We start from the raw sequence: 8,663 nt of genomic DNA, 5'->3' as shown, positions 1-8,663 counted from the left end.
GGGAGTTCGCGTTTGATTTCTTCTATCATGTAGCGGCGGTTGTCGCGGAGGTATTCGGCCAAAAACCGGTCGCAATACTGGCGGGCGAGAGCAGGGCGGTTGAGGTCGCGGGCAAGGGTGAGGATGCTGACATACACGTCGGCGCGGGTGGCGGTGCGGAGGATGCCTTCCTTGTCGGCGGCGAGGTAATGGTCGAGGGTGAGGGTTTTGCTGAATCGGTAGCGTTGGGCGACTTGGGCGAGGAGGAAGTGGAGGTCGCGGCGGGCGCTGTTGCTGGTGAGTTGGTTGGCTTGGGCGGCGTAGTGGCGGTGGAGCTTGAGCCGGGCTTCGTCGGTAAGGCTTGGGGCGTAGAGTTCAATGATGCCGAGCTTGACGAGGGCTTCTTCTGCGAGGGGGTGGTTGGGCGCGGTCTTGCGGAGTTGGCGGTAGTGCGCGGCGGCGGCTTCGAGGTTGGCCGGGGTGCGATGGGCTTGTTCGAGGCGTCCGAGGTGATAGCGGGCGATGATGCCTTGGGTGTCGGTGGGGTTTTGTTCGATGATTTTGTTGAGGAGTTGGGCGGCGCGTTCGATGTTGGCGTCAGTTTTGGGTTGGGTGAGCAGGAGGGTGATGGCTTCGCCGAAACGGGCTTCGCGTCCTTCGGCCTGGCTGAAGGCTTGGCGGGCTTCGATGACGAGTCCCATGGAGGCATCACGCCAGGCGAGTTCGAGGTTGGGGCCGCTGGCTTCCTCGGCAATGGCAGGGGCGGCGAGGGCAAGGGTGACGGCGAGGGCAGTGGTGTGGAGGAGGCGGGTTCGGATGGGCATGTCGAGAGGACGCGAGGCGGACGGGTGGGTTGGAGTGGCAGAGCGGCGGATCGGCAGTAAACGTTCATGACGCTTTGGCAGGGGGGTATGCGTCAAGGGGATTTTGGGGAATCGTGCGCCGGGAGGGGATGCGTTCGTTTTCAGAGGAAAATGGGCACCAATATGCCGCAGCCCCTTGTGGGGGGAGCCGTTGTCTCATTCTTTATTCTGCATTCTCCCATCGGCGGGCGTCCGCACCGCGCCCGCGCTCAGCGCGGGGGGAATTCGAAATCGGCCTTGGTCTTGGTTTTGTTCAGGACGAGGTAGGCGGAGAATTTGCTGCCGCGCTTGGAGACAAATCCTTCGATGAGGTCGGTCTTGCCTTCAGTCACGAGACGCTGGATCTCCCCGGCGGGAAGGTCGAGCGAACAGAGGTTCTTCTTGACCTCGAAGACGGTGCGGGGCTGGTCGTCGGCTCCGGGCTTGGCAACGATGTAGGCGTCGGCTGTCTCGTAGAGGGTGCCGTCGGCGTGGAGTTTGCTGAGGCCGAGGACGCGGGCGCTCTTGAGATCGAGCGGGGCCTTGGCTTTGCGGGGGCCACGGGCGGCGGGTTTGCCGTCGGGGCCGGTCTTGGCTTCGCGGGGGGGGAATTCAAAGCCGATCTTGGCTCCGTTTTTCACGAGATAGGCTTTGAAGGGGCGGCCAAACTTGGAGGTGAAGTTTTCGATGAGGGGGCTTTTGCCAGTGGTGACGAGGGTGATGACTTCTTTGCGTTCCAGTGGGCGTTTGCACATGATGCGGCCAACGGAGAAGGTTTGTTTCCAGCCGGTGTCGGTGGCGGGATCGCGTTGGCGGAGGATGTAGTTGGTGGGGGCTTCGCAGAGTTCGACGCCGGTGGCGGGGTCGGTCCAGATGGGCTGGAGTTCGCCGAGGTCCACTTTGTTGCCGAAGTCGAGTTCGACTTTCTTTTTGTCGGCGTCCTTGGGGTCGGGGACGATGCGGAGTTTGGCGGGGAAGCGGTTGCCGGTGCGGGGTGAAACGAAGTCGTCGAGGGGGCCGATTTCGCCGGTGGCTACGAGTTGGCGGATTTCGGTTTCGTCGATTTTGCGGCCGGTGATGACTTTGTAGATGGTGAGGGTGCCGTCCTGGGTGCGGTAGCCGCGGAGGGTTTCGAGGAGGGGTTTGCCGTCGGCAGGCCAGATGATGTCGGTGGTGCGGGCGGTGTCGTCGGTTTCTTCAAAGGTTTTGGTGCGTTCGACGATGCCTTCGGTAACGCGGATGATTTCGCGCATGAATTGGTCGCGGGAGAATTTGCCGTGTTCCATCTGGCGGAGTTTGTATTCCCATTCGCCAGTCATGCGGGGTTGGGTGAGTTCTTCGGCGCGGACGGCGGTGAGGAATTCCAAGAGTTGCTCGGCCTTGGGGGTGGGGGCGAGTTCGCGCTGGTTGCGCTCCATGTATTTTTGGTTGATGAGGCCGTCGATGGTGTCGGCGCGGGTGGCGGGGGTGCCGAGGCCGCGTTCTTTCATGGCGTCGGCGAGGTCTTCGTCGTCCACGAGTTTGCCCGCGCCTTCCATGGCGGAGAGGAGGGTGGCTTCGGTGTAGCGGGGGGGGGGGCTTGGTGGTTTCGGCGTGGAGGATGGCGTCGAGGGTGCGGGCGCGGTTGGCGTCGGCAGGGGTGAGGGCGGGTAACGGTTTGGCGGCGTTGGCGCTTGGTTTTGCCGAGTTGGGGCTCGGCGTTCCCAGGTCGTCGTCGTCGATGGCGGTTTTGCCGTAAACGGCGAGCCAGCCGGCGGTGGTGAGGACTTTGCCTTCGGTCTTGAAGTCGTGGCCGGGGGCGATGGTCGTGATGCGGGTGGTGACGTCGAACTCGGCGGCGGGGTGGAAGACGGCAATGAAGCGACGGGCAATCATGTCGAACACTTTGGCCTCCATTTCATCGAGGTTTTTGTGCTCGGTGCCGGTGGGGATGATGGCGAAGTGGTCGCTGATTTGGGAGTTGTTGAAGATGCGTTTGTTGGGACGCACCCAGCCGGAATCGAGGACGCGCCGGGCGTGGGGGGCGAGGTCGGCGTGGAGGTTTTGGAGGGTTTCGCGGCAGGTGGGGATGTAGTCTTCGGGGAGGGCCCGCGAGTCGGTGCGCGGGTAGGTGATCATTTTGTGTTTTTCGTAGAGGGCCTGGGCGATTTGGAGGGTGCGGCGGGCGGAGAGTCCGTAGCGGTTGTTGGCTTCGCGCTGGAGGGTCGTCAGGTCGTAGAGGCGGGGGGAGATTTGCGTGGCGGCTTTTTTCTCTTCGCGGATGGCGGCGGGGGGGGGGGGGGCCTTTGCAGGCGGCGTGGACGGTGTCGGCGAGGGTTTTTTCCCAGATGCGGTCGGCGCGGTCTTGGTCGTCGTTTTCGGTTTTTTTGTAGTTGGGGCGCTGGTAGGTGCCTTCGTAGGTGCCGTTGGTGACTTGGAAGGTGGCGGTGACGCGCCAGTAGTCGCGGGGGACGAAGTTGCGGATTTCGAGTTCGCGGGCGAAGACGATGGCGAGGGTGGGGGTCTGGACGCGGCCAACAGAGGCGACGTTGCCGGCGCGGGAGCCGAACATGCGTTTGGTGAGGGCGCGGGTGCCGTTGATGCCGATGAGCCAGTCGGATTCGGAGCGGCAGCGGGCGGCGTCGGCGAGGCCGGTCATTTGCGAGCCGTCGCGGAGTTTTTCGAAGGCTTCGCGGATGCCGCCGGGGGTCATGGTCTGCATCCAGGCGCGTTTGATGGGGAGCTTGGATTTGGCGAGTTGGTAGATGTAGGTGAAGATGAGTTCGCCTTCGCGCCCGGCGTCGCAGGCGTTGATGACTTGGCCGATGTCTTTGCGGGCGAGGAGTTTTTTGAGGAGGTCGAATTTTCCTTTGGTGTCGGCGATGGGCTTGAGGCCGAATTTTTCGGGGATGATGGGGAGGGTCTCGAGACGCCAGAAGCCGTATTTCTTTTTGTCGATGTCTTCGGGCATTTCGAGTTCGACGAGGTGGCCGACGGCGGCGGCAATGACGTAAGTGTCGTTCTCATAATAGTCGCCGGTTTTTTGTAGTTTGCCCAAGGCTCGGGCCAGGTCGGCAGCTACGCTGGGTTTTTCGGCGATGATGAGTGACTTCATAAGGGGCGGGCGATTAGGGAGCGTGAATGGGGATGACAAGGGTTTTGTTTGTCATGAGGGGATGGCGTCCTGTGAAAAAAAGCCCGCGCCGGTGTAAGGGCGCGGGCTGTGAAAGCAGGCGTGAGGAGCGCGAGCGGCGCGTTACGCGGCGAGCTTGGGCGTCTTGGCAAGGGCGGCGTCGAGAGACTTGATGAGGGAGGCAATGGTTTCGTCGGTCTCGTCACCCATGTTGGAGATGCGGAAGGTCTTGCCTTTGAGTCTGCCGTAACCGCCGTCGATCACGAGGGAGTGCTCGGTCTTGAGGATTTTGTTCCAAGCGGCGATGTCGTAGTTGAGGTTGTTGGCGAAGCAGTTGAGCGAGACGGAGCCGTAACCGTCCTTGGGGAAGAGTTTGAAGCCTTTGGCAAAGGCCCAGTCGCGCACGGTCTGGTTGAGGCGGGCGTGGCGGGCATAGCGGTTTTCCACGCCTTCGGCCTTGATGTCGTCGAGCTTGGACTTGAGGGCGTAGATGAGGGCGATGGTCGGCGTGCTGGGCGTCATGCCTTTTTCGTGGTTGGCCTGGAATTCGACGAGGTCGAAGTAGTAACCGCGATCGTTGATGGTGGCGGCGCGGTCGAGGGCGCGTTGGGAGACGGAGATGAGGGCGAGGCCGGGGGGGAGGGCGAGGGCTTTTTGCGAGCCGGTGATAAAGATGTCGATGCCGAGTTCGTCCTTCTTGATCGGCAGGGCGCTGAAGGAGCTGACGGTGTCACAGATGGAGATGACGTCGGGGAACTCGCGGACGACTTTCATGATGGCGACGATGTCGCTCATGCAGCCGCAGGAGGTTTCGTTGTGAATGAAGGTGATGGCGTCGTAGTCGCCGGTGGCGAGTTCGGCGCGGATGGCGGCAGGGTCAACGGGTTGGCCCCATTCGGATTTGATGAACCCGGCGGCGCGGCCAAGGCGTTTGGAGACGTCGTTCCACTTGTCGGAGAATGCGCCGTTCATGCAATTGAGCACTTTTCTGGCCGGTCGGGTGACGTTGCGCACGGCACCTTCCATGACGCCCCAGGCGGAGCTGGTGGAGAGATAGACCGGGTCTTTCGTATAAAAGAGGGCCTGCAACTCGGGTTGGATGGAGTTGTAGAGCGCGACGAAGTCGTTGCTGCGGTGCCCGATCATGGGCTGGGCCATGGCGCGGAGCGTCTTGTCGGATACGGCGATTGGGCCGGGAATGAACAGTTTGTAGCTCATGGATGAGAAAAAAAGGTGCGGAGATGAAAAGGTGTTGGGCAGGCCGTGGTGGAATGAACGGAGAGGCGGACGAAAGCGGAGAGCCAAGCCGCAGGGTCTCGACACCGTCAAACATCAATTCCCGCAGGTGCATCCGCGCCGGTGCAATTTCATCGTGCAACTCCGCGCAGTTCCCGCTGGCGCTCGGGCGATTTTGTGGCTGTTAATCACGGTTTAGTGCATTTCGCATGACCGCGCATGTCTTCTTGGTTTAAACGCAAAGCCACCGCCTTTGAGCAGTTCACGATCGATGTGATTTTCGGTCGGCGTTCGGGCGTGGGCGCGGCGCTTTTCGCGGCGTTTTTGCAAATGTTGTCGTGGTTGTTCAATGGCATCGTGCAGTTGCGTTACTGGTTGTATCGGAATCGGATATTGCATGACCAGCCGCTGGGCTGCCTCGTTGTCGTGGTGGGCAACCTTACGGTCGGCGGCACGGGCAAGACGCCGGTCGTGGAAAAATTTGCCCGCGCCCTGCGCGATCGTGGACGGCGAGTGGCGATTCTCTCACGTGGATACCGGAGCAAGGCGCCGCCGATCTGGAAAAAATGGTGGTATTGGCTTTCCCATACATCGGAGCCGCCGCCGCGCATCGTGAGCGACGGCCAGCGGGTGCTGCTCGATTCGGAAAAGGCGGGCGACGAACCTTATATGCTGGCGCGCAATCTGCCGGGCGTGCTCGTGCTGGTGGACAAAAATCGTGTCAAGGCCGGGGCCTACGCGATAAAGAAATTTGGTTGCGACACGCTCATCCTCGATGACGGGTTCCAATACCTGCCGCTCAAGGGCCGGCTCAACCTGCTGCTCGTGGACAAAACCAATCCCTTTGGCAACGGCCACCTGTTGCCGCGCGGCATCCTGCGCGAGCCAATAAAACACCTGAAGCGGGCAAGTTATGTGTTTTTAACGAAATCCAACGGCCAGCGTGATCCGGAGTTGGAAGACCTCATCAACACGCACAACCCCAACGCCGAAATCATCGAGTGCGCGCACCGTCCGCAGTATCTGCAACGCCTCGGCAGCGACGAACGCCAGCCGCTCTCCTGGTTGCGCGACCGGCGCGTGGGGGCATTCAGCGGCATCGCGGTGCCGGAGAGTTTTGAGAAATTCCTGCGCGATCTGGGGGCGCACATTGAGTTCACGCGGAGGTTTCTCGATCACTACCGGTTCAACTCGGAGGATTTTGTTTCGATCTTCGTCGAGGCGCTCGACCGCAAAGTCGGTTGCATCATCACCACCGAAAAGGACGCGGTGCGCATCCCCGAGGATCTGCCCTGCGCCGTACCAATCTATTACCTGCGGCTGGAAATCGACATCATCCGCGGTGCGACTGACTTTGACGAAGCGGTGGGGCGCATCTGTTTTCCCAAGAACGAAGGCCCCAGCTTCGGCACGCGATCACCGTTATCGCAGACTTCGCAAACAACCTCATAAAAAACCGGCGGATACCGGCCGGATTGGCCGATGCCGACAGGGCGGCGGGGCATGGCTGACAGGACTGGAGGAACGGCGAGGCCACCCGATGGCAGATGCGTTGAACAACGCTCAAAATTGGAGCCCGATGCGGAGAAAATCAAAAAAGCTATTTTTGTCGCCAAGGGGTCTTAATGGAATCATATTCCTAAGATCCTTTATTTAAATTAAATAACTATACATTTATTTATTTTATTTGACTTGGGTCAGGCGTTTACCGGACTAGGCGGATGCTGGCGAAAGTCTATTATGCACGGCTTGTTGCATTACAGATCCAAAAAACGTGGTGTAGTGTAACTCAGATTTGAGATTACCTATCCTCAACGACTAGAATCATATGAGAACAAAAACACGCCTGAAAAAGGCCTCCCTCGGCAGCACTCTTGCTGCAGCAACCCTCGGTTTTGCGGTCCTCTTTGGAACGACCGCCCAAGCCCGCCCGAGTGATCGGGCCATGCCTCCCTCACAAAACTTCCCATCGATGCCTGCGGTGGAAGTCGTGGGCAATGCCCCGGCTCAGCCCGCGCAATCGGCTCCCGCCGTCAAGGCCGCTCCGGCCCCCGCCAAGGCGACTCCCGCCCCGGCCCCGGCTTCCGCGAAGAGCACCGCTGGCTGCGCCGTCTCCGGTGCCGGCCAGTTCAACTCCAATCTCTACACGATTGACAAGACCCTCGTCTCCTCCGGCCAACTGGTGGGCAGCGATTATCAATACCGCCTGCGTGTCACCGCCCTTGAGGACATCACCAACATCACCGCCGTCGAGCACCTGCCCGCCGGACTCTCCTACGTGAGCTCCGAGCCGTCCGCCAAGGTCAGCGGCAACGACCTCAACTGGTCCTGGCCCTCCATGAAGAAGGGCGAAGTCAAGGATCTCCTCGTCACCGTGCGCCCGCAGACCGAAGGCAACTTCGTCACCAGCAGCCGCGTGTGCGTTGATCCCATGGTCACCCTCCCGCTCTTCGCCGGCTCACCCCGTCTTGAAATCACCAAGACCGGTCCCGCCACTGCTGAACGCGGCGAAGACATCGCCTTCCGCATCGCCGTCCGCAACGCCGGCACCGGTGTCGCCCGCAATGTCACCCTCACCGACATCCTTCCTGCCGGCATGACCAGCAGCAGCGACCTCAAGCCCGCCATTGGCGACCTGAATCCCGGCGAAACCCGCGAAGTCACCGTCATTGCCAAGGCCCAGAACGTCGGCCAGCTGACCAACATCGCCCAAGCCAACTACGTCGGTGGCCAGCCCGTCCAGGCCCAGGCCCCGGTCAACATTGTTGAGTCCAAGCTCGGCATCTCCAAGGTCGGCACACCCCGCACCTACGTGTTCAAGACCGCCAGCTACCAGATCGTGGTTCGCAACGATGGCAACACCACCCTCTCCAATGTCGTCGTCACCGACGATCTGCCCAAGGGCACCGAACTCGTCTCCACCGAACCCGCCGGTCAGGCTGGTCGTGGCAGCGTGAGCTGGACCATCCCGACCCTCGCCGCCGGCCAGGCCCGCACCTTCAACGTGGTGCTGACCAACGCCACCACGGGCGAGACCCTCAACGCCGCCCTCGCCACCGGCAACGCTCCCACCGGACGCACCCTCACCGCCAAGGCCGAGGCCCGCACCGAATGGGAAGGACCTCCAGGCGTGCTGACCGAAATGGTTGACACCGTTGACCCGATCCGCGTCGGCCAGACCACCACCTACAACATCGAGATCAAGAACCAAGGTAACTTCAAGCCCGTCAACGGCCAGTACAAGGTCACCTTCAGCCCGCATCTCCGTCCGATGACCACCGGTGGTGACTTCCAAGGCACCATCGAAGGCCAGACCGTGACCTTCCCTGACGTCCTCCTCGAACCTCGCCGCACGATCAAGCTCCGCATCGATGCCCAAGGCGTCAAGACCGGCTCCGGTCGCGCCCGCCTCGAATTCATGAGCTCCTTCCTCGACGAGCCCGTGATCAAGGACGAGTCCACCTTCGTTTACTAATCAACCGGTAAACGATCCC

5 protein-coding genes and 2 pseudogenes are annotated in these 8,663 nt (G+C 61.2%); 2 read left to right on the top strand and 5 right to left on the bottom strand.

The genetic code is table 11. From position 1 onward, the window contains the following. The 5 genes and pseudogenes from OBACDRAFT_RS03325 to OBACDRAFT_RS03315 all read right to left on the bottom strand — a co-directional run. On the bottom strand, positions 1-803 hold an 803-nt coding region (locus tag OBACDRAFT_RS03325; RefSeq protein WP_043582739.1), incomplete at its 3' end, for a tetratricopeptide repeat protein. Between the two features lie 248 nt (positions 804-1,051). Beyond that, a complete protein-coding gene (locus OBACDRAFT_RS30505; RefSeq protein ID WP_269799049.1) occupies positions 1,052-2,359 on the bottom strand; it encodes a type IA DNA topoisomerase in 1,308 nt (435 codons plus the stop codon). Between the two features lie 103 nt (positions 2,360-2,462). Next, a pseudogene (locus OBACDRAFT_RS30500) lies at positions 2,463-3,032 on the bottom strand (DNA topoisomerase); the annotation flags it as partial. Positions 3,033-3,162: 130 nt separating this feature from the next. Then, positions 3,163-3,915: pseudogene (locus OBACDRAFT_RS30495) on the bottom strand (DNA topoisomerase); the annotation flags it as partial. A gap of 141 nt (positions 3,916-4,056) precedes the next feature. Further along, positions 4,057-5,151 carry a pyridoxal-phosphate-dependent aminotransferase family protein gene (locus OBACDRAFT_RS03315; RefSeq protein WP_043582755.1) on the bottom strand — a complete coding sequence of 365 codons (1,095 nt, stop codon included), beginning with the start codon at positions 5,149-5,151 and terminating at the stop codon, positions 4,057-4,059. Positions 5,152-5,388: 237 nt separating this feature from the next. On the opposite strand from OBACDRAFT_RS03315, the gene lpxK reads away from it, so the two are divergent. Then, a complete protein-coding gene (gene lpxK, locus OBACDRAFT_RS03310) occupies positions 5,389-6,621 on the top strand; it encodes a tetraacyldisaccharide 4'-kinase (protein WP_043582737.1) in 1,233 nt (410 codons plus the stop codon). A 376-nt stretch (positions 6,622-6,997) separates the two neighbouring features. Further along, positions 6,998-8,644 (top strand): DUF11 domain-containing protein, encoded by a 1,647-nt coding sequence (locus tag OBACDRAFT_RS03305; RefSeq protein WP_043582735.1) that lies wholly within the window; start codon positions 6,998-7,000, stop codon positions 8,642-8,644. Positions 8,645-8,663 lie beyond the last annotated feature (19 nt).

The organism is Geminisphaera colitermitum TAV2 (genome assembly GCF_000171235.2).
GTDB classification, from domain to species: Bacteria; Verrucomicrobiota; Verrucomicrobiia; order Opitutales; family Opitutaceae; genus Geminisphaera; species Geminisphaera colitermitum.
The sequence above is the reverse complement of the archived record's forward strand: the minus strand, read 5'-3'. Positions and strand labels throughout refer to the sequence as shown.